The following is a 24,056-nucleotide window of genomic DNA, read 5'->3' as shown; positions in this document are numbered from 1 at the left end:
GGCGTGCCATTTCACGATGGTGCGTCGTAATAGGATGAAAGGCGTCGTATCGGGGATGTTCGCCACAGAATGCGCGAATTTTGTGCGTCAGTCAGGGGCGGCGCTGGTGTAAATGCCGCTTTCGCGAGCAAGCCCGCATGCCCGCTACCCGACACCGCTGCAACGCGCAGGTTTGGTATTTCAATGCAGGTGCGGGCAGCGGTTGATGCTCAGGCTTGCTGAGTGAGGCACTCGCGCAACGCCGTTTGCCAGTCAGGTTGACTGACACCCCAATCGCGTTGCAAGCGACTGCAATCCAGGCGCGAGTTGAGCGGCCGGGCTGCGGGTGTCGGGTAGTCGCTGGACGGGATCGGTAACAGGTCGGCGCAGGGCTTGCCCTGTTGTCGCAATGCTTCGCCGATCGCCTGTGCGAAGCCGAACCAGGAGGTTTCACCTTGAGCGGTCAGATGATAAGTACCCCAGTTGGCAACTTCGTTCGCCTGCCAGCGTTCGATCAGGGCAAGGGTGCTATTGGCGATTGTACCGGCCCATGTAGGGGCGCCGATTTGATCGGCGACTACGCGTAACTCCGGTTTCTCTTGCAGCAAACGCTGCATCGTCAGCAGAAAGTTACGGCCATGAGTTGAATAGACCCAACTGGTACGCAGGATCAGGTATTTACCTTGCACGTCCCTGATTGCCTGCTCACCGGCCAGTTTGCTCTTGCCGTACACCCCAAGCGGATTGGGCGTGTCGTCCTCGTTGTAAGGTCCGGCTTTACTCCCGTCGAATACATAGTCCGTGGAGTAATGTATCAACGGGATGTCGAGAGCCAGCGCTTCTTCGGCAAGGATGCCGGGAGCTACCGCGTTTATGGCAAAGGCTGATTGCGGCTCGCTTTCTGCCAGATCAACCGCTGTATGGGCCGCGGCGTTGATGATCAGATCGGGCCGGACGTTTTGCACCTGACGGCGAATCTGATCGGGTTGCGCAAGGTCGAGCTGATCGCGACCCAATACGATCAGCTCGCCGGCAGCCCCCAGTCGCCGTTGCAATTCATGTGAAACCTGACCGTGTCGGCCATTGATGAGTATTTTCACGGGAACAGTCCAGTCTCGTTACCGGGCGAATCGGGCTCGCACAGATTCATTGCTCTTCCCCTGCCAGTTTGGCCAGGTACTGGCCATACCCGGTTTTGCCAAAGTACCGGGCACGCTCCAGCAACTGTTCGCGGTCGATCCAGCCATGTTCATAGGCTATCTCTTCGAGACAGGCGACTTTGAGGCCTTGGCGGTGTTCGATGGTTTGCACGTACTGAGAGGCTTCGAGCAAGCTGTCGTGGGTGCCGGTGTCGAGCCAGGCGAATCCTCGACCAAAACGCTCGACCTGCAGATCGCCACGTTGCAGATAGGCATTGTTGACGTCGGTGATTTCCAGCTCGCCGCGAGGCGAAGGCTTCACCGCCTTGGCGATCTCGATCACATCGTTGTCGTAGAAATACAGGCCGGTAACGGCATAGCTGGATTTCGGCTTTTTCGGTTTCTCTTCGATCGAAAGCGCACGGCCATCTTTGTCGAAATCGATCACGCCGAAGCGCTCGGGGTCTTTGACCCAGTAACCGAACACGGTGGCACCGCAAGTGCGTTTTGTCGCGTTCTGCAATTGCTCGCCAAAGTGCTGGCCATGGAAGATGTTGTCGCCCAGGATCAGGCACACGGGATCATCGCCAATGAACTCTTCGCCAATCAGAAAAGCCTGGGCCAGACCGTCCGGTGATGGCTGCTCGGCAAAGCTGAAGTTCACCCCGAACTGGCTGCCGTCACCCAGCAGATTGCGATACTGGGGTAGATCCTGCGGGGTGGAGATCAGCAGAATATCCTTGATACCGGCCAGCATCAGCACCGAAATCGGATAGTAGATCATTGGCTTGTCGTAGACCGGCAACAGCTGTTTCGACACTCCAAGCGTAATCGGGTGCAGGCGCGTGCCCGAGCCACCCGCCAAAACGATGCCTTTCATCATGCGAGCAGCTCCTTGGGGTTGATGGCGCCAAGGCGTTCGCCCTGATAGCTGCCGTCTTGAACGCGGCGGCACCATTCCATATTGTCCAGATACCATTGAACGGTTTTGCGCAGGCCGGTTTCGAAGGTCTCTTCGGGTACCCAGCCCAGTTCGCGTTCAATCTTGCTGGCGTCGATTGCGTAGCGCAGGTCATGACCAGGGCGATCCTGGACGAACGTGATCAGGTCGGCGTAATGCGCAACGCCCTCAGGCTTGTGCGGTGCCAGTTCTTCAAGCAGGGCGCAGATGCCACGTACCACGTCGATGTTCTTTTGTTCGTTGTGCCCGCCGATGTTGTAGGTCTCGCCGACGGTGCCGGTGGTCACCACTTTGAGCAGTGCCCGGGCGTGATCTTCGACGAACAGCCAGTCGCGCACTTGCAGGCCATTGCCATACACCGGCAGCGGCTTGCCGGCCAAGGCATTGAGGATGACCAGCGGAATCAGTTTCTCGGGGAAGTGGAACGGCCCGTAATTGTTCGAGCAATTGGTCAGCAGCACCGGCAAGCCATAGGTTCGCTGCCAGGCGCGGACCAGGTGGTCGGACGCTGCCTTGCTGGCGGAGTAGGGCGAGCTTGGCGCGTAGGGCGTCGTTTCCGTAAACAGATCGTCGACGCCGTGCAGGTCGCCGTAAACCTCGTCAGTGGAAATGTGATGAAAGCGAAAGGCGCTTTTCTCAGGCTCCGGGAGTTCTTGCCAATAGGCACGGGTGGCTTCGAGCAGGCTGTAGGTGCCGACGATGTTGGTCTGGATGAATTCCGATGGCCCGTCGATGGAACGATCGACATGGGACTCGGCTGCCAGGTGCATGATCGCGTGAGGCCGGAAACGCGCCAGCACTGCACTGACGGTCGCCTGATCGACAATATCGGCCTGAACGAACTCGTAGCGAGTGTCGTTGGCAATGCTGGTCAGCGACTCGAGATTGCCGGCATACGTCAGTTTGTCCAGGTTGAGCACATCATGCTCAGTGTGTTGAATCAGCTCGCGGACAAGGGCCGAGCCTATGAAACCGGCTCCGCCGGTAATAAGGATACGCACGTTGGGCCAGCCTTCTTCAGAAATGCGAATAGCGGTAGCTTGCAGGCGCGAGCGGGGAGGTGCAAGAGTTCTTGACCCCACTCGGTTGCGTCGCGCCAATCGGGCGGGATTATCCATGACTTGCAGCCTTCACTCACTACTCTCGCGCACAATTTAGAGTTCTACCTGCGACACTCCCGGTTTTTCCGCCCCGCACCCTGTAACCCCTGCATAAACCCACTCTTTACGTTTTCTTTATGCCTCTCCCGCACCCTCGATCTCGTTCCTTTACAGCCTCCTTTCCGACAATGACTCCACACGCGGCAATACGCCGTAACACGGAGAACTTCCATGAGCGTTCTGGACGGGGTGTCACTACTGCTGGCAGTGGGGCTGTTCATTTATCTGTTGGTTGCGCTGCTGCGCGCGGACCGGAACTAGGAGCGGCTATGCACGGTTATGACTATTGGCTGATCCTCGGGTTTTTTGCCCTGGTATTGGTCCCGGCGCCGTTTCTCGGGCGCTTCTACTACAAGGTGATGGAAGGTCAGCGCACGTGGTTGTCGCCGGTCCTTGGGCCAGTCGAACGTGGCTGTTACCGACTGGCCGGGGTTGACCCGCAAGCCGAACAGAGCTGGCAGAAATACGCCCTGTCCTTGCTCGCCTTCAACCTCGCGGGTTTCCTGCTGCTGTTCGCGATCCTGCTGTTCCAGGACCACCTGCCGCTGAACCCTCAGAACCTGCCGGGCCAGGAGTGGACGCTGGCGTTCAATACCGCCGTCAGCTTCATGACCAACACCAACTGGCAGGCCTACAGCGGCGAAGCGTCCCTGAGCTACTTGAGCCAGATGGTCGGCCTCACCGTGCAGAACTTCGTCAGCGCCGCCACCGGTCTGGCCGTACTGGTTGCGCTGTGCCGCGGCATCGGTCGCAAATCCACTGCATCGCTTGGCAACTTCTGGGTCGATATGACCCGCGCCACCCTCTATGGCCTGCTGCCGCTGTGCCTGCTGCTGGCGCTGTATCTGGTCTGGCAGGGCGTGCCGCAAACCTTCGCGCAGTATGTGAATGCGGTGACGGTGCAAGGCGTCGACCAGGTCATTCCCCTTGGCCCGGCGGCCAGTCAGATTGCGATCAAGCAATTGGGCACCAACGGTGGTGGTTTTTTCGGCGTGAACTCGGCGCATCCGTTCGAGAATCCGACCGCGTGGAGCAACCTGTTCGAGATGGCCTCGATCATTCTGATCCCCGTCGCGCTGGTCTTCACCTTCGGTCATTACGTGAAGGACCTGCGCCAGAGCCGCGCGATCATCGCCTGCATGCTGGCGCTGTTCCTGATCGGCGGCGCGACCTCGCTGTGGGCTGAATACCAACCGAACCCGGCGTTGAACTACGTTGCTGTCGAACAGACCGCGCCGCTGGAAGGCAAGGAAGCACGTTTCGGCACCACCGCCACGGTGTTGTGGTCGGTGACCACCACGGCCGCGTCCAACGGTTCGGTCAACGGCATGCACGACAGCCTCAACCCGCTGAGCGGCATGGTGGCGCTGGTCAACATGATGGTCGGCGAAGTGATCTTCGGCGGCGTCGGCGCCGGGCTCTACGGCATGTTGCTCAACGTGCTGATCGCGGTGTTCCTCGCCGGCCTGATGATCGGCCGCACCCCGGAATACCTCGGCAAGAAACTGCAGGCCAGGGAAGTGCAATTGCTGGTGGTGACCCTGATGGTCATGCCGATCGGTGTACTGGTGCTCGGCGCGATCGCCGCCAGCCTGCCAGGCCCGGTGGCCGCCGTGAGCAACCCGGGCGCTCATGGTTTCAGTCAGCTGCTCTACGCCTACACCTCGGCCAGTGCCAACAACGGTTCGGCTTTCGGTGGCTTCGGCGCCAACACCCCGTTCCACAACCTGATGCTGGGCCTGGGCATGTTGCTCGGTCGCTTCGGCTACATCCTCCCGGTGCTGGCCCTGGCTGGCAGCCTGGCGATGAAGAAAACCGCACCGATCGGACAAAACAGCTTCCCGACCCACGGCCCGCTGTTCGTGACCCTGCTGACCGTGACCATTTTGCTGGTGGGTGGTTTGACCTTCCTGCCGACTTTGGCATTGGGACCAATCGCTGAACATCTGAGCATGGGATTCTAAGGAAACCATCATGAATATGCCTGCAATCAAGCCTGCCGCCGTCAAGGCAGCGGAACAACCGAAAACCGCGATCTCGGCCCTCTGGCGCCCGGCGCTGCTGCAAGCCTTCGTCAAGCTCGACCCACGGCAATTGCAGCGTGCGCCGGTGATGCTGGTGGTCGAACTGACCGCGATCCTGACCACCGTGCTGTGCTTCATTCCCGACACAGCGGTGCCGACCTTCGTCGCCGCGCAAATTGCGGTGTGGCTGTGGTTCACCGTGCTGTTCGCCAACTTCGCCGAAGCCCTCGCCGAAGGTCGCGGCAAGGCCCGCGCTGACAGCCTCAAGGCGGGTAGCGAAGGCCTGAGCGCGCGGCGCAAGAGCGGCAATGGCAGTTTTCAGGTGGTGCCCGCCATCAGCCTGCGCAAAGGTGATGTGGTGCGCGTCGACGCGGGGGAGATGATCCCCGGTGACGGCGAAGTGATTGAAGGCATCGCGGCTGTCAACGAGGCGGCGATTACCGGCGAATCGGCGCCGGTGATTCGTGAGTCCGGTGGCGACCGCTCGGCCGTCACCGGTAACACGCGGCTGGTGTCGGACTGGCTGTTGGTGAAGATTACCGCCAACCCCGGCGAGTCGACCCTGGACCGCATGATTGCCCTGGTCGAAGGCGCCAAACGCCAGAAAACCCCGAATGAAGTGGCGCTCGACATCCTTCTGATCGGCCTGACCCTGATCTTCCTGCTGGTGGTCGTGACCCTGCAACCGTTCGCCCACTTCGCCAATGGCAACCTGCCGCTGGTGTTCCTGGTGGCGCTGTTGGTCACGTTGATTCCGACTACCATCGGCGGTTTGCTGTCGGCCATCGGTATCGCCGGGATGGATCGCCTGGTACGCCTGAACGTGATCGCCAAGTCCGGTCGCGCGGTGGAAGCGGCGGGGGACGTGCACGTCTTGCTGCTSGACAAGACCGGCACCATCACSTTCGGTAACCGTCGTTGCTCGGCGGTGTATGCCGCGCCAGGTGTGACAGCCAGGGAACTGGCCGAAGGCGCATTGCTGGCTTCGCTGGCCGACGACACCGCTGAAGGCAAGTCGATCGTCGAGTACCTGCGTGGCACTCATCCGCAACCGGAACCGTCCGCCGATGTGCTGACAGTCGTGCCATTCAGCGCCGAAACCCGCTTGTCCGGTGTCGACTATCAGGGCCGCGTGTACCGCAAAGGCGCGGTGGATTCGTTGCTGGCGTTCGTCGGCCTCACGCGGGCTGATCTGGCTGCACCGTTGTCCCGTGAAATCGACAAGATCGCCCAAAGCGGCGGCACCCCGCTGCTGGTGTGTGCCGACGGCAAGTTGCTCGGGGCGATCCACCTCAAGGACGTGGTCAAGCCCGGTATCCGCGAGCGTTTCGCCGAGTTGCGCAAACTGGGGATCCGCACCGTCATGGTCACCGGCGACAACCCATTGACCGCTGCTGCCATCGCCGCTGAGGCGGGTGTGGACGATGTGCTGGCGGAAGCCACGCCGGAGAAAAAACTGGCGCGCATTCGTCACGAGCAAAACGACGGTCGTCTGGTCGCCATGTGCGGCGACGGCGCCAACGACGCCCCGGCCCTGGCCCAGGCGGACGTCGGCATGGCGATGAACGACGGCACGCAGGCAGCACGTGAAGCGGCCAACATGGTCGACCTCGACAGCGACCCGACCAAGCTGCTGGACGTGGTGCAGATCGGCAAGGAGTTGCTGGTCACCCGCGGTGCGCTGACGACCTTTTCCATCGCCAACGACGTGGCCAAGTACTTCGCGATCCTGCCGGCACTGTTCGCCGCGATCTATCCGCAACTGGGCGTGCTCAACGTGATGCACCTGAGCAGTCCGCAGAGCGCGATTCTCTCGGCGATTGTGTTCAACGCCCTGATCATCGTGGTGCTGATTCCTCTGGCGCTACGCGGCGTGCGGGTTCACGCGGCGAGTGCGGCGGCGTTGCTGCGGCGCAATCTGCTGATCTACGGCCTGGGCGGGATCCTGGTGCCGTTCGTGGGCATCAAGGCGATCGACATGCTGTTGACGGCGTTGCATCTGGTTTGACTGCGTGGTGTGCCAGATAAGCCGCCATCGCGAGCAAGCTCGCTCCCACAAAGGCACCTCATACCCTGTGGGAGCGAGCTTGCTCGCGATGGATGCGCCACGGTGTACCTGACTTGTGAATTAGAGGGTTTTGAAATGTCCACATTGATACGTCCAGCCCTGAGCCTGCTGGTCCTGATGACGCTGATCACCGGCGTCGCCTATCCACTGGTGGTCACCGGCGTGGCCCAGGTCATGTTTCCGGATCAGGCCAACGGCAGCCTGGTGCGTGATGCCGAGGGCAAGGTCCGTGGCTCTTCGCTGATCGCCCAGGATTTCGTCGGCGACGCCTGGTTCCACCCGCGCCCTTCGGCTGGTGCCTTTGCCACCGTGTCGAGCAGCGCCAGCAACCTGTCGCCGAGCAACCCGGCCCTGGCCACGCGGGTGATCGACGATGCCAACAAACTGCTGGTGCCAGGCCAGGGGCCGGTGCCATTGGCGCTGGTCACTACGTCCGGCAGCGGTCTCGATCCGCACTTGCCACCGGCGGCGATTGCCTATCAACTGGCGCGTGTCGCGACGGCGCGCAACCTGCCGGTAGCGACACTGCAACAACTGCTGGACGCTCACATCGAGCAACCACTGGTAGGCCCGCCAGTGGTGAATGTGCTTGAGTTGAATCGGGCGCTGGAAAACCTGTAGATCAAAAGATCGCAGGCTTCGCCAGCTCCTACAGGATGTACGCCATCTGGCGTAGGAGCTGCCGCAGGCTGCGATCTTTTAATGCCACACCCATATATCAAGTCAAACAAGGCAATGAAAATGAGCAACTCCGGCCGCGCCGACGCGCTGTTAGCAGACCTGCCCCGCGATGGCCGTGGCCGGCTCAAGGTGTTTCTCGGCGCCGCGCCGGGTGTCGGCAAGACCTACGCCATGCTGCAAGCGGCCCACACCCAGTTACGCCAAGGGGTGAAAATCATCGCCGGCGTCGTCGAAACCCACGGCCGGGCCGAAACCGAAGCCCTGCTCGGCGGCTTGCCGCAGCAGCCGTTGGTGCGCTCGGAATACCGTGGCGTGTTGCTTGAAGAAATGGACCTCGACGGTCTGATCAAAGCCAAACCAAAACTGGTGCTGGTCGACGAACTGGCGCACACCAACGCACCCGGTAGCCGTCACGAAAAACGCTGGCAGGACATTCAGGAACTGCTCGCCGCAGGCATAGACGTGTACACCACGGTCAACGTCCAGCATCTGGAAAGCCTCAACGACCAGGTGCGCGGCATCACCGGCGTGCAGGTCCGCGAAACCCTGCCGGACTGGGTGTTGCAGGAAGCCTATGAACTGTTGCTGATCGACTTGCCGCCACGGGAGCTGCTGGAGCGACTGCGCGATGGCAAGGTCTATGTGCCGGAGCAGGCGCGGGCGGCCATCGACGCATTCTTTTCCCAGACCAACCTGACGGCTTTGCGCGAACTGGCGATGCAAACCGCGGCGGCTCAGGTCGATGACGATCTGGCCCAGGGCTATCGCCAACTCGGTCAAGCGGCTCCGGCCGTGCGTGGGCGTTTGCTGGTAGGGGTCGACGGCGATACCCAGGCTGAACGCCTGGTACGGCATGCCAGCCGCGTGGCCCAGCGGCGGCACCTGCCCTGGAGTCTGGTACACGTGGACAACGGCAGCGTGCGTGACGAACAGTCGCGCCTGCGCCTGCAAAGCGCCCAGCAACTGGCCGAACGGCTGGGCGGCGAAGTGGTGTTGCTGCGCGCCGGTGAAGTGGCGAAGACCCTGATCCAGCATGCCGCCGAACGCCGCGCCAGCCTGGTGCTGGTCGGTCAGTCCCGGCCGAGATTGCGCCGGCGTCTGTTCGGTGGCGGGCTGGCGGCGCGGCTGCTGCGTAATGCACGCGGACTGGAAATCAACGTACTCGACAGCGATCACCAACAGCATCAACCCCATCAGCGGTCGATGCATTCACTGGTCTGGTTCGACTACGCATTGGCGGTGGTGGCGACGGTTCTGGCCAGCGCCCTGGCCTGGGCCGTGGCGAGTGTTCTGCCGTTGCCGAACATCTCGCTGGTGTTCCTCGCCGCCGTTTTGCTGGTGGCGGTGCGCAGCAGTCTCGGGCCGGCGCTGGCCTGTGCGGCGCTGTCGTTTCTGACCTATGACTTCCTGTTCATTCCACCGAATTTCTCTTTCAGCATCCAGCGCGAAGAAGACGTGCTGACCCTACTGTTTTTCCTGCTGATGGCGGCCCTCACCGGCAACCTCGCGGCGCGCCAGCGCAGGCAATTGCAGGCACTGCGCGATACCCAGGAAGAGACCACCGAGTTGCTCGACCTGTCGCGCAAACTTACCGCCGCCACCGACCGTCAGGCTGTGGTCAGCGCGGCCGCCCAGCACCTCAACGGTTGGAGCGATGTGCAACTGTGCCTGCTCAATCGCGACGGGCAAAACGGCTGGAAAGTCGAAACCGGTGGCCCGCTCGAGTTCACCGAAGCCGAACGCGCCGCCGCCGATTGGGCCTGGCAGCACGATCAACCCGCGGGTGCGGGTACCGGCACCTTGCCGTTCGGCCGCTGGTGGTGGTGGCCGTTATCGGTGGAGGACGGCCCGCTGGCGTTGCTTGGCGTATGTGCCAACGAAGGCCAGACCCTGAGTGGCCAGCGCCGACGCTTGTTGACCGCGCTGAGCCAGCCGCTGGCCCAGGCGCTGGCCCGGGCGCAACTGGCCGATGATCTGGAAGCGGCGCGGCTGCACGGCGAAACCGAGCAACTGCGCAGTGCCTTGCTGGCTTCGGTGTCCCACGATTTGCGCACACCGTTGACGTCCATGCGCGGCAGTATCGACAGCCTGCTGGCCCTGGGTGAGGCGATCCCGCTGGAGGATCGACGTGAACTGCTCGAAGGCACGCGCGATGAAGCCGAGCGCCTCGACCGCTACATTCAAAACCTGCTCGACATGACCCGGCTCGGCCACGGCGCGCTGAAGCTGGCACGGGACTGGGTGTCGCCGGCCGATATCATCGGCAGTGCGCTCAATCGCTTGCGCGCGGTACTCGCGTCGCTGCAGGTCAGCACCGAAGTACCGGCGCAATTGCCGCTGCTGTTCGTCCATGCCGCGCTGATCGAACAGGCACTGGTCAACGTGCTGGAAAACGCCGCGCGGTTTTCGCCGCACCACGGACGTTTGCAATTGCGCGCCGGGGCCGATGACAGTGAGCTGTTTTTCTCGGTCTGCGATGAGGGGCCGGGAATTCCGGAGGCGGAACGGGCGAAGATTTTCGACATGTTCTACACCGCGGCGCGGGGTGATCGTGGCGGGCAGGGTACCGGGCTGGGGCTGGCGATTTGTCAGGGCATGGTCGGTGCCCATGGCGGGCGTATCAGCGTTGCCGACGGTATCGAGGGGCGCGGGACCTGCATCACGTTGCACCTGCCGCTACAGGCTCAGCCAGGATACGAGAGTGAAGCCTGATCGTGCTTGCGCTACTCTCTTGCCACTTCTTTGTGTTGATGTGAATTCATGAGCCAGACCGCGACCATTTTGGTCATCGACGACGAACCGCAGATCCGCAAATTCCTGCGCATCAGCCTCGCTTCCCAGGGCTATAAAGTGCTGGAGGCCGGCACCGGCAGTGAAGGATTGGCACAAGCCGCGTTGAACAAACCGGACTTGCTGGTGCTCGATCTCGGCTTGCCGGACATGGACGGCCAACAGGTATTGCGCGATTTTCGCGAGTGGTCGACGGTGCCAGTGCTGGTGCTCTCGGTGCGCGCCGGTGAAGGGCAGAAAGTCGAGGCCCTGGATGGCGGCGCCAATGACTACGTGACCAAGCCGTTCGGCATTCAGGAGTTCCTGGCGCGGATTCGTGCGTTGTTGCGCCAGGCGCCCGTGGGCGAGGTGCAACAAGCGGCGCTGACCTTCGGTCCATTGACGGTCGACCTGGCGTATCGCCGGGTGTTGCTCGACGGTATCGAAGTCGCGCTGACTCGCAAGGAATACGCCGTGCTGGCGCAACTGGCGCGACATCCCGGGCGGGTGATCACCCAGCAGCAATTGCTCAAGGACATCTGGGGGCCGACGCACACCGAAGACACTCATTACCTGCGCATCGTGGTCGGGCACTTGCGCCAGAAACTGGCGGATGACCCGACCCAACCCAGGTTCATCGTCACTGAGGCTGGGGTGGGGTATCGGTTGTTGAGTGAGGGTAGCCTTTAGATCTTCGTTGCCTGATCTGACGATGGGGCCCTTACATTCACCCGAGAGTTTTCAGGCTTTCAGTTCTGCTCATTCTCATACCGATCCAGCGTATCCCGCGCAATCTCCCGTCCCAGCGCGATCAGCTCCGGCGCCTTGTAGAACTCGAAAAACCGACACACGCGTTTAGGCACGTTGATCAGGATGTCAGGCGGATACCCGGCAATCTTGTACTGCGCCAGCGACGTCTGCATCACCTCGAAACTCTGGTTGATCAAATCCAGCAAGGACGCCGGCCCGACGTTGTCGATGATGAACGAACCGGTGGCGGAGCGGGGTGCGCCACTGGTTTGCGGAGCGGCCGCGGGTTGCTGCGCCTCGGGCTCGGCGGATTCGATCCACGGGTTGAAGTCCGCACCTTCGGCCTTCAAGGCTTCCTGTTCCAGAACCAACAATTGTTCAGCCTGTTTGCGCCGGAACGGCAACTTCGAGCCGACGGAGTTGATCAGGCTGTCGAAGCGGGTCTTGAAGGCAGCGGGACGCTGGATGACCGGCAATTGATAGTGGCGCTGGTTGGTGGAGTTGAGGTTGACCGCGATGATCAAATCGCAATGGCTCGACACTACGGGCACGATCGGTAGCGGGTTGAGAATGCCGCCATCGACCAGCATGCGGTTGCCCTGCATCACCGGGGTAAACAGGCTGGGAATCGCTGCCGAGGCGCGCATGGCCTGATGCAGGCAACCTTCCTGGAACCAGATTTCCTGCTGGTTGGTCAGGTCGGTGGCAACCGCGGTGTAGGGAATACGCAAATCTTCGATGTTGATCTCGCCGACGATCTTGCGGATCTGCCCGAAGACTTTCTCGCCACGGATCGCCCCCAGACGAAAACTGACGTCCACCAGACGCAACACGTCGAGATAATCCAGGCTCTCGATCCAGTCGCGGTAATCATTGAGTTTGCCGGCGGCGTAGATCCCGCCCACCACCGCGCCCATGGAGCAACCGGCGATACAGGCAATGTCATAGCCGCGCCGTTCGATCTCTTCAATGACCCCGATATGTGCATAACCCCGGGCTCCACCCGAGCCCAATACCAGTGCGACACGCTTTTTCATGGATCGCCCTCGCTTGAATGGTTCAACAATGCACCCATCGAGGGGCACGCTTCAATCGCCTTGGTCGTTCGACGGGGCAAGAGCGTCGTATTTTCGACACTCCATGGCGGCACATGGTTATTCTCGTCAGCGCTATAGTTTGCATAGCGGACCAACGGCACTTTTCAGGTGCCACACCGTCTTACCTGCACGACTGTTGACCTATCTTTGAGGAGTGAGTGATGAAAGCCTGGATCTGCGTGCCATTGATTGCCCTGGCGCTCGCCGGTTGTGCCGGCAAAACCGCTTATCGCGACAGTTGCGGTAGCAACCTGGATGCTGCATGGCATGAACTGGACTTGGCCAAGGCCGAAGGTTTTGCCGGGACCGTCAGCTACTCCAAGGCCCTGTCGCTGTTGACCGCAGCCAAGACCCAGCAGCAATTCGAGGGGTTTGAAGGCTGCACCACCAAAGCCGAGAAGGCCCGTTTCTATATTCGTGAATCGCGCGYGGGGCGTTAAAAGCGAAAAGCGGTTACAAGCTCTAAGCTGCAAACTGCAAGACCCACCGAGCTTGCAGCCTGGAGCTTGCAACCTGGCGCAGTTTACGGAGTAAACCCCCATGATCGATCGGTTGGTGGCTCAGGTTCTGGGCCTGGAAGTTCGTCTGCTGGCCTGTCAGGCCCGCCTGAACGAGCGTACAGACCCTGAAGCGTTACACGACCTGCGCACGACCATGCGTCGGTTACGCAGCCTGTTGCGACCCTTGCGCGGGCTGCCCGGTGTCGAACAACTGGAAGCGGCCGCCTCCCGGGTGGGCGAACTGAGCACGCCATTACGTGATCGCGAAGTGCTGGCGGCGTACCTGCTCCAGCACCATCAACCCCAAGCCGCACAGTGGCGCATGGCGCAAATGGCCGAGGCCTATCCGGCCGTGGCGGCCAGCCCTGAACTTGCGCAATTGCTGATCGTCCTCGATGCATTTCCGCGTTTTCTGCGCGCCGCCCAGCGCCAGGGATTGCTCAAGGGCTTGCGCAAGCGCATCAAAAAACGCCTGGGCAAGCAGTGGGGAAAACTCGACGAGGCACTGCACGACCCGGCTCATGACCGTCATCGGCTGCGGCTGCTGATCAAGCGTGTGCGCTATGGCATCGATGCTTACCCCGAACTGGACCGTTTGCCGAAAGCGGCCATGTCCCGGTTGAAATCGGCCCAGGGCGCGCTGGGCGACTGGCACGATTGCGTGCAATGGCTGGCCATGGCTGAACAGGAAACGGATTTGCAGCCCTGTGTTGCGGTCTGGACAGCCACCATGGCCGAGGCTGAACAGCGTGCGGACCGGGTGCTGGAAAAACTGGGTAAGGCCTGTTTCAAATCCTGAAAACACCGGAGATCCATTGTAGGAGCGAGCCTGCTCGCGATGAGGTCGTGACATTCAAAATTGATGTTGGCTGTCCTGGCGCTATCGTCGGAACGCCGCCCGGAGCAGGCTCGCTCCCACAGGGTTATGTGTTCGGCTCTTCTGTCAGTACTTTTGGCCGGAATGGGTGCTGTATAGCCTTCTCCGGCTGGGTAAGATCCCTTCATCTTTTTTCGATCCCTGAGGTTTTCATGCGTTTCTCCGAACTGCTCGACGCTGTCCGTAGCCAGCCGCATGAGCTGTCTATCCCGGCCTCCTGGGCGCAGGGGCGCGCCAGTTTCGGTGGCCTGGTGGTTGCTTTGCAGTACGAAGCCATGCGTGCCCGGGTTCCGGCGGATCGGCCGGTACGTTCGTTGGCAATCACCTTTGTCGGCCCGGTTGAACCCGAGGTTCCGGTCAGTTTTGAGGTCGAGGTGCTGCGCGAAGGCAAGGCGGTCAGCCAGGTGTTGGGCCGGGTGATGCAGAAGGGTCAGGTGGTGACGTTGATCCAGGGCAGTTTTGGCGCCTCGCGCCCCTCGGAAGTGGCGGTGACCGCTGAACCGGCACCAGAAATGAAGCACTGGGACGAATGCCAGGAACTGCCTTTTGTCGAAGGCGTCATCCCGGAATTCATGCGGCATCTGGCGATGCGCTGGAGTATCGGCGGGCTGCCGTTCAGCGGCAGCACGTCCCGGCAAATGGGCGGCTGGGTGCGCTTGCGCGGCGACGTGAAAGAAGAGGCCATCAGCGAGGCGCATATCCTGGCGCTGGTGGACGCCTGGCCGCCGGCCCTGATGCCGTTTTTGAAGAAGCCGGCGATGGGCAGCACGCTGACCTGGACCATCGAGTTCGTGCAACCGCTGCTGGAACTGAACACTCTGGACTGGTGCAAATACCTGGTCGAAACCGAATACGCCGCTGACGGCTACGGGCATGCTGCCGCAAAAATGTGGAGCGCGGATGGCCGGTTGATCGCCATGAGCCGGCAGACGGTGACCGTGTTCGCCTGATCAGTGACGGCGGTGGCGTTCACGCCAGGCGCGCCACCAGCCACCGCTGAGGAAGAATCGCGGAAACGTCAGGAACTGCTCGACCAACAAGCGCGAAATCGCATCTTTGCGGTCACTGAACGGCTCGGAGGCTTGGGTCTCCAGGCTGTGGCCGTGGCGTTGCAAGGCCAGCGCCGCAATCACACCGATCACACCGATGGCGATGTTCGCCAGGCTCAGGCTGAACACCCCGGACACAATCAGCAGAAACGCCACGATGAACAACGGCACCGCGATCAGGTGCAGCACCAGATTGGTCGGGTGCTGATGATTGTTCGGGTACGCTCGCCATTGCCAGACGGGAAGGTTGGGGTGACGTTTGCCCATGATGCTGATCCTCGATCCATGTTGAACACATGTAGGAAGAATAGGCCCGGTCCATGCTGGCGGCGAATCAAGGCTGGCTATTGGCTTGATAGGTGTCATGGTCTGGATTGATGTTGCCGGTTCCGGCCTCATCGCGGGCAAGCCCCACATTCGTCCGCATTCTAATGAAAGAACTCGGTCACCTGTGGGAGCGGGCTTGCCCGCGATGAGGACATCACATCCAACATCGGTGTTATCTGAAAGTCCGCTATCGCGGGCAAGCCCGCTCCCACAGGGATTTATGTTAATCAGGAGATCAATGGCAGCCCATAAAACGCCCGCGCACAGGCTGTAGTGTGCGCCGCCAGATCTTCCTGGCTTTCTCCGCGATGCAGCGCCACTTCACGCAATACTTCGGTCAGGTACGCCGGCTCGTTTCGCCCGTTCTTCGGCTTGGGGCGCAGGCTGCGCGGCAGTAGATACGGTGCATCGCTTTCGAGCATCAGGCGTCCGCGCTTGATCTCCTTGACCAGCGGATGCAAATGCGTGCCCCGGCGCTCGTCGCAGATCCAGCCGGTAATGCCGATGTGCAGATCGAGGTCGAGGTAGCTGAACAGCGCCTTCTGCTCCCCAGTGAAGCAATGCACAACGGCGGCCGGCAGTCGGTCGCGGAAGTCGCGCAGGATCTCCAGCAAACGCTGGCTGGCGTCGCGCTCGTGCAGAAAAACCGGCAGCTGCAATTCGACGGCCATGGCCAGATGTTCTTCGAGGACTTTCTCCTGTTGCGGGCGCGGCGAGAAATCACGGTTGAAATCCAGCCCGCATTCACCCACGGCCACCACATTCGGCTCCATGAGCAAGCTGCGCAAACGTCGGGCGCTGTCGGCGTTCCAGTCGCTGGCGCAGTGAGGGTGAATACCGGCGGTGGCGAACAGGCGCTGGGCGCTTTCGTCCAGTTGCTGGCACAGCTCAAGAGCCTGTTCACTGCCCTCGACACTGGTGCCGGTCAGCACCAGTTGGCACACGCCGGCCGCGTAGGCGCGGTCGAGTACGGCCTGGTGTTTGTCGGCAAAACTGGCGTTGGTCAGGTTGACGCCGATATCGATGAGTTGCATGGTGCTACCTCGGCCCAAAGGCCGGAAAGCATATCAGAGCCGTGGATTTATAAGAAAAACCAAGAACTACAACGGGTTAACGCTGTCTCTTGAGCCGCGGACCAGGCTGGGTTGGTAGTTTTGCCATCATTGTGCCAGTCTTTCGCACTTTGCCAGCGCCTTGGGCGCTCTGTTTTTGTCGCCGCGCTTGATGGTTTTCGTCATTGAAGCGGGCCTCATATTCTTTCCGGAGAGTGGATGATTCGTCCCTCGGTTTTGCTACTGCTGTGTTGTTCGCTGCTACTGCCGATGTCGGCGGTCGCGCGTCTGCCCGGGCCGCTGCAAGCCGTACCGGCCAGCAAGGTGCGCGACCTTGCGGAAATTCGCAACAGTCGTGTGCTGCGGGTGTTGGTCAACCAGAGCCGCAACAGTTCCGGCGAAGTCCAGGGGCAGGCGATCGGGGTCGAATACCACCGTCTGAGAGCGTTCGAGCAATACCTCAACGGCCACGCCCGAGACGGTCAGGAAATCACCCTCAAGATCATTCCCAAGGCCAAGGATCAACTGCTCGGCGCATTGCAGCGCGGGGAGGGCGATCTGGTGGCGCCAGGCGAGTTGCTCGATCTGCAAGCGGGTTTCGCCGTCAGCACCAGTGAGCCGATTGCCAGCAACATTGCGCTGGTCCTGGTGGGCATCAAGGGCGAGCGCCGCTACACCCGGCTTGAACAGCTTTCCGGCAAGACCCTGGCGTTACCCGCCGGCAGCGCCGCCGGGGATGCCGTCAGCCAGATCAATCAAAAGCTTGCCCTGCACAAACTGCCACCGGTCAAAATCGAGTGGGTCGATCCGAGCCTTGCCGTCGAGGATGTGCTGGAGATGGTGCAGGGCGGGATCTTCCACCTGACTATCGTCGAGCAGCCGATCGCCGAACGCTGGGGCAAGATCCTGCCCAAACTGCGTTTCGACAAACAGGCACTTGTCAGTGATCCGGGAGAGGAATTCTGGTTCGTGCGCCGTGACGCCTCGATGCTGCGGGCCAGCATCGATCGCTTCCTCACCGTCTACAAGAAACCATCGGATCAGGACGTCGCGTTCCTGCGGATCTATCGTCGTCTCTATCAAGTGCACTATCCACTGGCGAAGACGGACCGGCAGCGTCTGGAAAAACTTCGCCCGGTGCTGCAGAAACACGCCGATGCCCAGGGCATGGACTGGCTGAACCTGGCGGCGCTGGCCTTCAAGGAGTCAGCCCTGCAACCTGCCGCCCGCAGTGGCGATGGCCCCACCGGTCTGATGCAGATCACTCCTGCTGCGGCGCAGCGGGTGGGGGTCAACAATATTCAGGACGTAGACGGCAATGTGCAGGCCGGGGCCAAGTACCTGGCGATGATCCGGCGCAAATTCTTTGCCAGCCCGAAACTCAACGAGCGCGAACGCATGGCCTTCGTGCTGGCGGCCTACAACATCGGGCCGGAGCGGGTTCAGGGCATGCGCGCAGAAGCCCGGCGGCGAGGATTGAATCCCAACCAGTGGTTCTTCCAGGTCGAACGCGTGGCCATGGAGCAAGTGGGTATGGGCCCCGTCAGCTATGTTAATAGCGTGAACAAGTATTACTTGGCATTCGACCGGGAGCGAGAGTCGTTGGAGCCCCAGGGACAAAAGATTGCTTCACGCAAATGATCGGTTAATTTGATTGTAATGGTGGGTTTTTTGCGCTTTTAACATGCAATTAACTGATTAATATAGCGGCCAACCAACACACACTTACAAGGAATGAAACAGCATGAGCACTCTGATCAACAAGGTACTGTCTACCCGCGCTGGCTACGGCCTGACGGTTCTGCGCATCGTGGTCGGCATTATTTCCGCCGCTCACGGCTCGCAGAAACTCTTCGGGGCATTCGGTGGCTATGGTCTGGCTGGAACCGCGCAGTACATGGAAAGCCTGGGACTGACGCCGGGTTACCTGATGGCGACACTGGCGGGCGGCATTGAATTCTTCGCCGGCCTGGCCCTGATCATCGGCTTGCTGGTTCGCCCGGCCGCGCTTGGCCTGGCCTTCCTGTTGCTGGTCGCGATTTTCTCGGTGCACATCAGCAACGGTCTGTTCATGGCCAACAACGGTTATGAATTCGCCCTGGCCTTGCTCGGTGGCAGTATCGCGGTATTGATCGAAGGTGCGGGCAAACTCTCGGCGGACCGTGCCATCGCTGGTTGACCGCTCTGGCTCAACGAAAAGGCCCGCATTGTCGGGCCTTTTTTGTTGAGCGTCATTCTTGACACTGTCCAGTCAGCTTCTCTAGGATGTTGCTCATGCGCCGATTTAAACAGCTACTTGCGGGGCGCCAGGTGACTCATTCAGTTGCCGATAGAAGCCGGAACAGGCTTCGAAATACCGCTAAAGCGCTGGTTCGGTGTTGCCTCTCACCTGCCATGCAGACTTTTGAGGCAGAGACACGACACAATGAATGCACTAAACGCCGTTGTACGTCCCGCGCCGATCACGGCACACCTGACCCAGCGCAATCCAAAAATCCTGCTTGGCGGCAAACATCAGCCGACGCTCTTGCGTTATCTCGATGGCTGGCCACGCCGTACCGGCGGTCCCGCTGCTTTCCTGATCCAGTTTGTCGAAGACGGTGAGTCCCTCGCTCGTTTCGCCGACGACAGTTTCGATCTGGCAGTGATTCAGTCCCCCAGCCTCGAAGAGGCTCCTGAAGTGATCCGGCAACTGACCCGCGTTGCCCGGCAAGGATTGATTACCCGGCGTTAAAGCTCACGGGTAGTCGATCGCCACGATGTAAACGCACTGCTCACCGGTGGGGGTCTGGACCCGGACTTCGGCGTCCAGTGCCTTGCCGATCAGGGCGCGGGCCAACGGCGAATCAATGCTGATCAGGCCCTGTTTGAGGTCCAGTTCATCGGGCCCGACAATGCGGTAGCGCGACTCTTTGCCATCCTCATCTTCGATCGTGACCCAGGCGCCGAAATAGACCTTGTTCGGATCGCTGGGTTTTTCGCTGACGACTTTCAGCGCTTCCAGACGTTTGGTGAGAAACCGCACGCGGCTGTCGATTTCTCGCAGCATCTTTTTGCCGTAGGTGTATTCGGCGTTCTCCGAGCGATCACCCTGGGCCGCGGCTTCGCTGACAGCCTGGGTAACCTGGGGGCGACGTACATGCCACAGCTCATGGAACTCGGCGCGCATCCGCGCTTCACCCTCGGGGGTGATCAGCGCGGTGCCGGCGGTGCGGGGAGGGCGGTAACGGCTCATGACTGCTTCTTGTGGTGAGGATGGCAGGAGTCTATCAACCCTCGCGCAGGACTGTCAGCGGGCTGGCGTTCAATGCCCGACGGGTGCCGAACACCCCGGCACCACCAATGAGCACGGCACCCAGCAGTGGCAGCAACATCAGCAATGGATGCGGATGCCACGGCAGGTCAAAGGCGTAGCGGTAGAGCACCCAACTCACGACTTCCGAACCCAGCGCTGCCAGCAAGCCACTGACGGCGCCCAGCAAACCGAACTCGATGCGCCGCGCCTTGACCAGCAATTGCCGTTCCGCCCCCAGCGCACGCAGCAACGCGCCCTGGCGAATGCGTTCATCCAGCGTCGCTTGCAGGCCGGAGAACAGCACCGCCATCCCCGCCGCCAACACAAACAACAACACGTACTCCACCGCCAGGGTCACCTGGGCGAGAATGCTGCGCAGTTGCTCCAGCAAGGCTTCGACCTGCAGGATCGTCACCGCCGGGAAGGCCCGGGACAGGTCGACGATCTGCTGGTCGTGACCGGGTGCGAGGTAGAAACTGGTCAGGTAAGTCGCCGGCAGATCCTTCAGGGTGCCGGGCTGGAAGATCATGAAGAAGTTCGGCTGGAAGTTGTCCCAGTCGATCTCCCGCAGGCTGGTGACTTTCGCCTCGCGATTGACCCCGCCAACGCTGAAAATCAGGTGGTCGCCGAGCTTGATTTTCAAGCTTTCGGCGACCTTGCCTTCTACCGACACGCCGGGAACATCGTCCGGCGTTTGTTCGTTCCACCAATGGCCGGCCGTGAGTTTGTTACCCGACGGCAGGTCCGCGGCCCAGGTCAGGCTCAGGTCGCGCTGGATCGCCCGATCACCCGCAGATTCTTTGGTGACGATCTGTTGCACCGGCTCGCCGTTGATGCTGATCAATCGCCCCGGCACCACCGGGTACAACGGTGCCGATTGAGCCGACACGGCGATCAGGTGGTTGGTGAAGGCCTGTTTATCTGCGGGCAGGATGTTCAGGGCGAAGTAATTGGGGGCGTTTTTCGGCAACTGGTTCTGCCAGGTATCCAGCAACTCACCACGTAGCAAGGCGATCAGCGCCATTGACAGCAGAATCAGGCCGAACGCCAGGGACTGTCCCGCCGCAGCGAGCGGATGACGCAGCAATTGCCCGAGTCCAAGACGCCAGGGCAAGGATGCACGCGCAAGCATGCGCCGCAGACTCTTCAACAGCAGCAACAACAAACCGCCCAGCACCAGCGCTGCAATCACGCCGCCGCCGAGCAGGGCAAAGGTCAGCACCAGGTCCAGGCTCAGGCGCCACATGATCAGGCCGAGGGCGCCCAGCGCTACACCGTAGACCATCCAGGTGCTGGAAGGGATCGGCAGCATATCCCGACGCAGCACGCGCAATGGCGGTACCCGGCCCAAGGCCGCCAGCGGCGGCAAGGCGAAACCGGCGAGCGCCACCAGTCCGGTGCCGATCCCGGCAACGGCCGGAAACAGTCCGCCCGGAGGCACGTCGGTCGGCAGCAAGTCATGCAGCAGGGCAAACAATCCCAGTTGTGCGAGCCAGCCGAGGAGGGCGCCGCTGATGCTGGCCAGCAGCCCGAGCACAGTGAGTTGCAGGCTGAACAACACCATGGTTTCCCGGCGCGACAGCCCGAGGCAGCGCAGCAATGCACTGGCATCGAATCGGCGGGTGGCGAAGCGGGTTGCCGACAGCGCCACCGCCACGCCGGAGAGCAATACCGCCACCAGGCTGGCCATGTTCAGGTAGCGTTCGGCCTTGCCCAGGGCGCCACCGATCTGTCGATTGCCGTCGCGGGCGTCCTGCAAGCGCTGATTGGCGGCAAGCCCCGGCTTGATCAGTTGCCGGTACGTCTCGAGTGCCTGAGCGTTGCCTCGCCATAATTCGCGATAGCTGACCCGGCTACCGGGTTGCACCACGCCGGTTGCTGCAAGGTCGCCGAGATTGATCAGCACCCGCGGCGTCAGGCTGTAGAAATTGCCGGCGCGATCGGGTTCGTAAGTCAGCACCCGCGCCAGTTTCAGGGTTTTCATGCCGACATCGATGCTATCGCCGATCTTCAGGTCCAGGGCGGTCAGCAGGCGTGCCTCGACCCAGGCTTCACCGGGTTGCGGTCCGCCACCGACTGTTTCCGTGGCGAAGGGGGCGGGCGCGCTTTTCAATTCGCCGCGTAGCGGGTAGGTGTCATCGGCCGCCTTGATGCTGGACAGCTGAATGCCGTTATCGGTGGCGATGACGCTGGAGAACTCCACCACTTGAGCGTGTTCCAGACCCAGTTCGGTGCCGCTTCTTATCTGTTCGGGGCGCGCAGGCGAACTGCCTTCCAGCAGCAGGTCGGCACCGAGGAACTCGGTAGCGCGCAGCATCATGGCGCCGTTCAGGCGCGCGCCAAAGTAACCGATGGCGGTGCTGGCGGCCACGGCCACCAGCAAGGCGAAAAACAACACGCGCAATTCACCGGCGCGGGCATCGCGCAGCAATTGGCGGATGGCGAGGCTGAACAGGCGCAACAGCGGCAGACGTGCCATCAAGGCTCCAGAGGGGCGACCAGCAGGCCGGCTTCAAGACGGATCAGGCGCCGGCAGCGATGGGCCAGGCGTTCATCGTGAGTCACCAGCACCAGGGTCGTGCCGCGTTCCTGGTTGAGCTCGAACAGCAAGTCGCTGATGCGCTCGCCGGTGTGGCTGTCGAGGTTGCCGGTCGGTTCGTCGGCGAACAACACATCGGGCTCGGCGGCAAACGCGCGGGCAATCGCCACGCGTTGTTGCTCGCCTCCGGAGAGCTGGCGCGGCGAGTGAGTCAGGCGTTGGCCCAGCCCGACCCGTTGCAGCAATTGGGTGGCGCGTTCTCGGGCGTCTTTGCGGCCGTCGAGCTCCAGCGGCAACATGACGTTTTCCAGGGCATTGAGGCTGTCGAGCAACTGGAATGACTGGAACACGAAACCCACGTGTTCGGCGCGGATGCGCGCACGCTGGTCTTCATCGAGGTTGCTCAGGCCTTGCCCGGCGAGAGTGACCTCGCCACTGCTCGGCAGGTCGAGGCCGGCGAGCAGGCCCAGCAGTGTGGATTTTCCAGAGCCCGAAGCGCCGACGATGGCCAGGCTGTCGCCCTTGTTCAGTTCCAGGCTGAGTTCGTGCAGGATGGTCAGTTCACCTTCCGCGCTGGGAACCACTTTGCTAAGGTCCTTCGCGATGAGAATGCTTGCGCCCATGGAGAGTCCGATGCGTGTCTGGTTTTTGAGTGCTGGCCTGGCCTTGATGTGCATGGCCCAAAACGCAGCGGCGGGTACAGTCCTGATCGTTGGCGATAGTATCAGCGCCGGTTTCGGGCTGGATACCCGGCTGGGGTGGGTGTCGCTGCTTGAGCAACGGCTCAGGCGCGAAGGTTTCGACGACAAAGTGATCAATGCGTCCATCAGTGGCGACACCAGTGCCGGGGGCCAGGCACGCCTGCCCGCGCTGCTTGTAGAGCATAAACCGCAAGTCGTGATCCTCGAGTTGGGCGGCAATGACGGCCTGCGCGGCTTGCTGCCAACTCAATTGCAACAAAATCTTGCGTCAATGATCGACAGCTCCCGGGCCAGCGGTGCCAAGGTGCTGTTGCTCGGCATGCAACTGCCGCCCAATTACGGTGCCCGCTACACCAAGGCCTTCGCCGAGGTCTACAGCAACCTGGCCGATGAGAAAAAAATCCCGCTGGTGCCGTTTTTCCTCGACGGCGTGGGCGGCCATCCGGACTTGATGCAGGCCGACGGCATACACCCGGCGGCCGGGGCTCAGGACAAGTTGCTGGAAAATGTCTGGCCTACTCTAAAACCACTGTTATGACACTTTTCTAGAAGCAGGCTTTCGGCTAAGGTGGCGCCCCCGATTTGGAGCCCCCGATGCCGCGTCCTGCCTGGTCACTTTTTGCCTACCAACTGATCGAGCCTGACGAACAGCTGGATCTGTTCGCCTGCCAGGAGGTGCGGGTGCATCTGGTGACCCGTCAACTGGAGCTGGGCGGCTCGGCGGACCGCACCTTGTGTGGCAGTCTGTTGCCGGCGCAACCGCGCTGGTCGAGTGTCGATCGCCGGGTGTTTCAGGATCAGCGTCTGTGCTCGTTGTGCCGGGCCATTCTTGAGTCGCAGAAGCGGGGGACTTCGCCGATCTGGCCGGAGTTGCGGTTTGAGCTTTGATTCGTGTTGATTGTGTACATATCCGTTGGTTAGGTAACGGCGGCTTATGGTTTCGCCCTTACGGCGAGTCCCTTTTGGCAAACGCCCCAAAAGGAACCAAAAGGTCTCGCCCCGAACGTACGGCCCCTCGCTAAGGCTCGGCGTTCCTTCGCTCCGGCATTCATCCGGGGGCATTGCCCTCCGGTCGGCTTCGCTTCGAC

The 24,056-nt window shown here is 61.4% G+C and carries 23 protein-coding genes; 14 read left to right on the top strand and 9 right to left on the bottom strand.

Translation table 11 applies throughout. The features are described 5' to 3' along the window. Positions 1-209 precede the first annotated feature (209 nt). The 3 genes from rfbD to rfbB are packed head-to-tail and all read right to left on the bottom strand — an operon-like array spanning position 210 to position 3,080. Positions 210-1,079 carry a dTDP-4-dehydrorhamnose reductase gene (gene rfbD / locus AC1DXW_RS14675; protein WP_477753741.1) on the bottom strand — a complete coding sequence of 290 codons (870 nt, stop codon included), beginning with the start codon at positions 1,077-1,079 and terminating at the stop codon, positions 210-212. Positions 1,080-1,125: 46 nt separating this feature from the next. Next, complete coding sequence (rfbA, locus tag AC1DXW_RS14670; RefSeq protein ID WP_223456256.1) at positions 1,126-2,001, bottom strand: glucose-1-phosphate thymidylyltransferase RfbA; 876 nt, start codon at positions 1,999-2,001, stop codon at positions 1,126-1,128. Then, positions 1,998-3,080 carry a dTDP-glucose 4,6-dehydratase gene (gene rfbB / locus AC1DXW_RS14665; protein ID WP_223466006.1) on the bottom strand — a complete coding sequence of 361 codons (1,083 nt, stop codon included), beginning with the start codon at positions 3,078-3,080 and terminating at the stop codon, positions 1,998-2,000. The genes rfbA and rfbB overlap by 4 nt, the downstream gene beginning before the upstream one ends. Positions 3,081-3,410: 330 nt before the next feature. Between rfbB and kdpF the strand changes: the two genes are divergently transcribed. The 6 genes from kdpF (at position 3,411) to AC1DXW_RS14635 (ending at position 11,471) form a co-directional block, all read left to right on the top strand. Then, on the top strand, positions 3,411-3,500 hold the full coding sequence (kdpF, locus tag AC1DXW_RS14660; protein WP_007899818.1) for a K(+)-transporting ATPase subunit F: 90 nt from the start codon (positions 3,411-3,413) through the stop codon (positions 3,498-3,500). An 8-nt stretch (positions 3,501-3,508) separates the two neighbouring features. After that, positions 3,509-5,203, top strand: coding sequence for a potassium-transporting ATPase subunit KdpA (gene kdpA / locus AC1DXW_RS14655; protein WP_477753742.1), 1,695 nt, complete (start codon positions 3,509-3,511; stop codon positions 5,201-5,203). A 10-nt stretch (positions 5,204-5,213) separates the two neighbouring features. Further along, positions 5,214-7,271, top strand: a complete 2,058-nt coding sequence (gene kdpB / locus AC1DXW_RS14650; RefSeq protein WP_477760136.1) for a potassium-transporting ATPase subunit KdpB — start codon at positions 5,214-5,216, stop codon at positions 7,269-7,271. A 135-nt stretch (positions 7,272-7,406) separates the two neighbouring features. Then, entirely contained in the window at positions 7,407-7,952 is a 546-nt protein-coding gene (gene kdpC, locus AC1DXW_RS14645) for a potassium-transporting ATPase subunit KdpC (RefSeq protein WP_477753744.1), read from the top strand. A gap of 120 nt (positions 7,953-8,072) precedes the next feature. Continuing rightward, entirely contained in the window at positions 8,073-10,724 is a 2,652-nt protein-coding gene (locus tag AC1DXW_RS14640) for a DUF4118 domain-containing protein (protein WP_477760135.1), read from the top strand. Between the two features lie 48 nt (positions 10,725-10,772). Further along, complete coding sequence (locus tag AC1DXW_RS14635) at positions 10,773-11,471, top strand: response regulator (RefSeq protein ID WP_477753746.1); 699 nt, start codon at positions 10,773-10,775, stop codon at positions 11,469-11,471. 59 nt (positions 11,472-11,530) lie between these two features. Here the strand turns inward: AC1DXW_RS14635 and AC1DXW_RS14630 are convergent, their stop codons facing one another. Continuing rightward, positions 11,531-12,568: a patatin-like phospholipase family protein gene (locus AC1DXW_RS14630; RefSeq protein WP_477753747.1), complete on the bottom strand. Its 1,038-nt coding sequence runs from the start codon at positions 12,566-12,568 to the stop codon at positions 11,531-11,533. A 221-nt stretch (positions 12,569-12,789) separates the two neighbouring features. Between AC1DXW_RS14630 and AC1DXW_RS14625 the strand changes: the two genes are divergently transcribed. From AC1DXW_RS14625 to AC1DXW_RS14615, 3 genes are all read left to right on the top strand, one after another. Then, positions 12,790-13,068, top strand: coding sequence for a hypothetical protein (locus tag AC1DXW_RS14625; RefSeq protein WP_477760134.1), 279 nt, complete (start codon positions 12,790-12,792; stop codon positions 13,066-13,068). Between the two features lie 100 nt (positions 13,069-13,168). Next, positions 13,169-13,927: a CHAD domain-containing protein gene (locus AC1DXW_RS14620; RefSeq protein ID WP_477753748.1), complete on the top strand. Its 759-nt coding sequence runs from the start codon at positions 13,169-13,171 to the stop codon at positions 13,925-13,927. A gap of 230 nt (positions 13,928-14,157) precedes the next feature. Further along, positions 14,158-14,955, top strand: a complete 798-nt coding sequence (locus tag AC1DXW_RS14615; protein WP_477753749.1) for an acyl-CoA thioesterase — start codon at positions 14,158-14,160, stop codon at positions 14,953-14,955. Here AC1DXW_RS14615 and AC1DXW_RS14610 read toward each other — a convergent pair whose 3' ends face one another. Both AC1DXW_RS14610 and AC1DXW_RS14605 read right to left on the bottom strand, forming a co-directional pair. Beyond that, entirely contained in the window at positions 14,956-15,321 is a 366-nt protein-coding gene (locus AC1DXW_RS14610; RefSeq protein ID WP_477753750.1) for a terminase, read from the bottom strand. Between the two features lie 287 nt (positions 15,322-15,608). Then, positions 15,609-16,415, bottom strand: coding sequence for a TatD family hydrolase (locus AC1DXW_RS14605; RefSeq protein ID WP_477753751.1), 807 nt, complete (start codon positions 16,413-16,415; stop codon positions 15,609-15,611). 237 nt (positions 16,416-16,652) lie between these two features. Between AC1DXW_RS14605 and AC1DXW_RS14600 the strand changes: the two genes are divergently transcribed. The 3 genes from AC1DXW_RS14600 (at position 16,653) to AC1DXW_RS14590 (ending at position 19,167) form a co-directional block, all read left to right on the top strand. Then, positions 16,653-18,074, top strand: coding sequence for an MltF family protein (locus AC1DXW_RS14600; RefSeq protein WP_477760133.1), 1,422 nt, complete (start codon positions 16,653-16,655; stop codon positions 18,072-18,074). A 103-nt stretch (positions 18,075-18,177) separates the two neighbouring features. Further along, the gene (locus AC1DXW_RS14595; protein WP_046042643.1) at positions 18,178-18,612 is read left to right on the top strand and encodes a DoxX family protein; all 435 of its coding nucleotides are present in this window, start codon (positions 18,178-18,180) and stop codon (positions 18,610-18,612) included. A gap of 246 nt (positions 18,613-18,858) precedes the next feature. Next, positions 18,859-19,167: a class I SAM-dependent methyltransferase gene (locus AC1DXW_RS14590; protein ID WP_477753753.1), complete on the top strand. Its 309-nt coding sequence runs from the start codon at positions 18,859-18,861 to the stop codon at positions 19,165-19,167. A gap of 3 nt (positions 19,168-19,170) precedes the next feature. On the opposite strand, the gene greB is transcribed toward AC1DXW_RS14590, so the two are convergent. The 3 genes from greB to AC1DXW_RS14575 are packed head-to-tail and all read right to left on the bottom strand — an operon-like array spanning position 19,171 to position 22,890. After that, positions 19,171-19,668, bottom strand: coding sequence for a transcription elongation factor GreB (greB, locus tag AC1DXW_RS14585; RefSeq protein WP_007973570.1), 498 nt, complete (start codon positions 19,666-19,668; stop codon positions 19,171-19,173). Positions 19,669-19,702: 34 nt separating this feature from the next. Further along, a complete protein-coding gene (locus AC1DXW_RS14580) occupies positions 19,703-22,207 on the bottom strand; it encodes an ABC transporter permease (RefSeq protein WP_477753754.1) in 2,505 nt (834 codons plus the stop codon). Further along, entirely contained in the window at positions 22,207-22,890 is a 684-nt protein-coding gene (locus tag AC1DXW_RS14575) for an ABC transporter ATP-binding protein (protein ID WP_223456271.1), read from the bottom strand. Before AC1DXW_RS14575 ends, AC1DXW_RS14580 begins: the two co-directional genes overlap by 1 nt. Positions 22,891-22,900: 10 nt before the next feature. On the opposite strand from AC1DXW_RS14575, the gene AC1DXW_RS14570 reads away from it, so the two are divergent. Continuing rightward, complete coding sequence (locus tag AC1DXW_RS14570) at positions 22,901-23,506, top strand: arylesterase (protein ID WP_477753755.1); 606 nt, start codon at positions 22,901-22,903, stop codon at positions 23,504-23,506. A gap of 56 nt (positions 23,507-23,562) precedes the next feature. Further along, a complete protein-coding gene (locus AC1DXW_RS14565; RefSeq protein ID WP_003226812.1) occupies positions 23,563-23,856 on the top strand; it encodes a hypothetical protein in 294 nt (97 codons plus the stop codon). Positions 23,857-24,056: the final 200 nt, after the last annotated feature.

This window comes from Pseudomonas sp. P4_C4 (assembly GCF_056402055.1).
Note: the sequence above shows the minus strand (reverse complement) of the source record. Positions and strands in the feature narration are given on the sequence as shown.

Excerpts from the sequence above, each read along its gene's own strand:
- kdpC (WP_477753744.1), top strand. The coding sequence starts at position 7,407 with ATGTCCACATTGATACGTCCAGCCCTGAGCCTGCTGGTCCTGATGACG.
- rfbA (WP_223456256.1), bottom strand. The coding sequence starts at position 2,001 with ATGATGAAAGGCATCGTTTTGGCGGGTGGCTCGGGCACGCGCCTGCAC.
- AC1DXW_RS14620 (WP_477753748.1), top strand. The coding sequence starts at position 13,169 with ATGATCGATCGGTTGGTGGCTCAGGTTCTGGGCCTGGAAGTTCGTCTG.
- AC1DXW_RS14615 (WP_477753749.1), top strand. The coding sequence starts at position 14,158 with ATGCGTTTCTCCGAACTGCTCGACGCTGTCCGTAGCCAGCCGCATGAG.
- AC1DXW_RS14570 (WP_477753755.1), top strand. The coding sequence starts at position 22,901 with ATGCGTGTCTGGTTTTTGAGTGCTGGCCTGGCCTTGATGTGCATGGCC.
- greB (WP_007973570.1), bottom strand. The coding sequence starts at position 19,668 with ATGAGCCGTTACCGCCCTCCCCGCACCGCCGGCACCGCGCTGATCACC.
- AC1DXW_RS14575 (WP_223456271.1), bottom strand. The coding sequence starts at position 22,890 with ATGGGCGCAAGCATTCTCATCGCGAAGGACCTTAGCAAAGTGGTTCCC.
- AC1DXW_RS14610 (WP_477753750.1), bottom strand. The coding sequence starts at position 15,321 with ATGGGCAAACGTCACCCCAACCTTCCCGTCTGGCAATGGCGAGCGTAC.
- AC1DXW_RS14580 (WP_477753754.1), bottom strand. The coding sequence starts at position 22,207 with ATGGCACGTCTGCCGCTGTTGCGCCTGTTCAGCCTCGCCATCCGCCAA.
- kdpF (WP_007899818.1), top strand. The coding sequence starts at position 3,411 with ATGAGCGTTCTGGACGGGGTGTCACTACTGCTGGCAGTGGGGCTGTTC.
- kdpA (WP_477753742.1), top strand. The coding sequence starts at position 3,509 with ATGCACGGTTATGACTATTGGCTGATCCTCGGGTTTTTTGCCCTGGTA.
- AC1DXW_RS14565 (WP_003226812.1), top strand. The coding sequence starts at position 23,563 with ATGCCGCGTCCTGCCTGGTCACTTTTTGCCTACCAACTGATCGAGCCT.
- AC1DXW_RS14595 (WP_046042643.1), top strand. The coding sequence starts at position 18,178 with ATGAGCACTCTGATCAACAAGGTACTGTCTACCCGCGCTGGCTACGGC.
- AC1DXW_RS14630 (WP_477753747.1), bottom strand. The coding sequence starts at position 12,568 with ATGAAAAAGCGTGTCGCACTGGTATTGGGCTCGGGTGGAGCCCGGGGT.
- AC1DXW_RS14640 (WP_477760135.1), top strand. The coding sequence starts at position 8,073 with ATGAGCAACTCCGGCCGCGCCGACGCGCTGTTAGCAGACCTGCCCCGC.
- AC1DXW_RS14635 (WP_477753746.1), top strand. The coding sequence starts at position 10,773 with ATGAGCCAGACCGCGACCATTTTGGTCATCGACGACGAACCGCAGATC.
- AC1DXW_RS14590 (WP_477753753.1), top strand. The coding sequence starts at position 18,859 with ATGAATGCACTAAACGCCGTTGTACGTCCCGCGCCGATCACGGCACAC.
- AC1DXW_RS14605 (WP_477753751.1), bottom strand. The coding sequence starts at position 16,415 with ATGCAACTCATCGATATCGGCGTCAACCTGACCAACGCCAGTTTTGCC.
- AC1DXW_RS14600 (WP_477760133.1), top strand. The coding sequence starts at position 16,653 with ATGATTCGTCCCTCGGTTTTGCTACTGCTGTGTTGTTCGCTGCTACTG.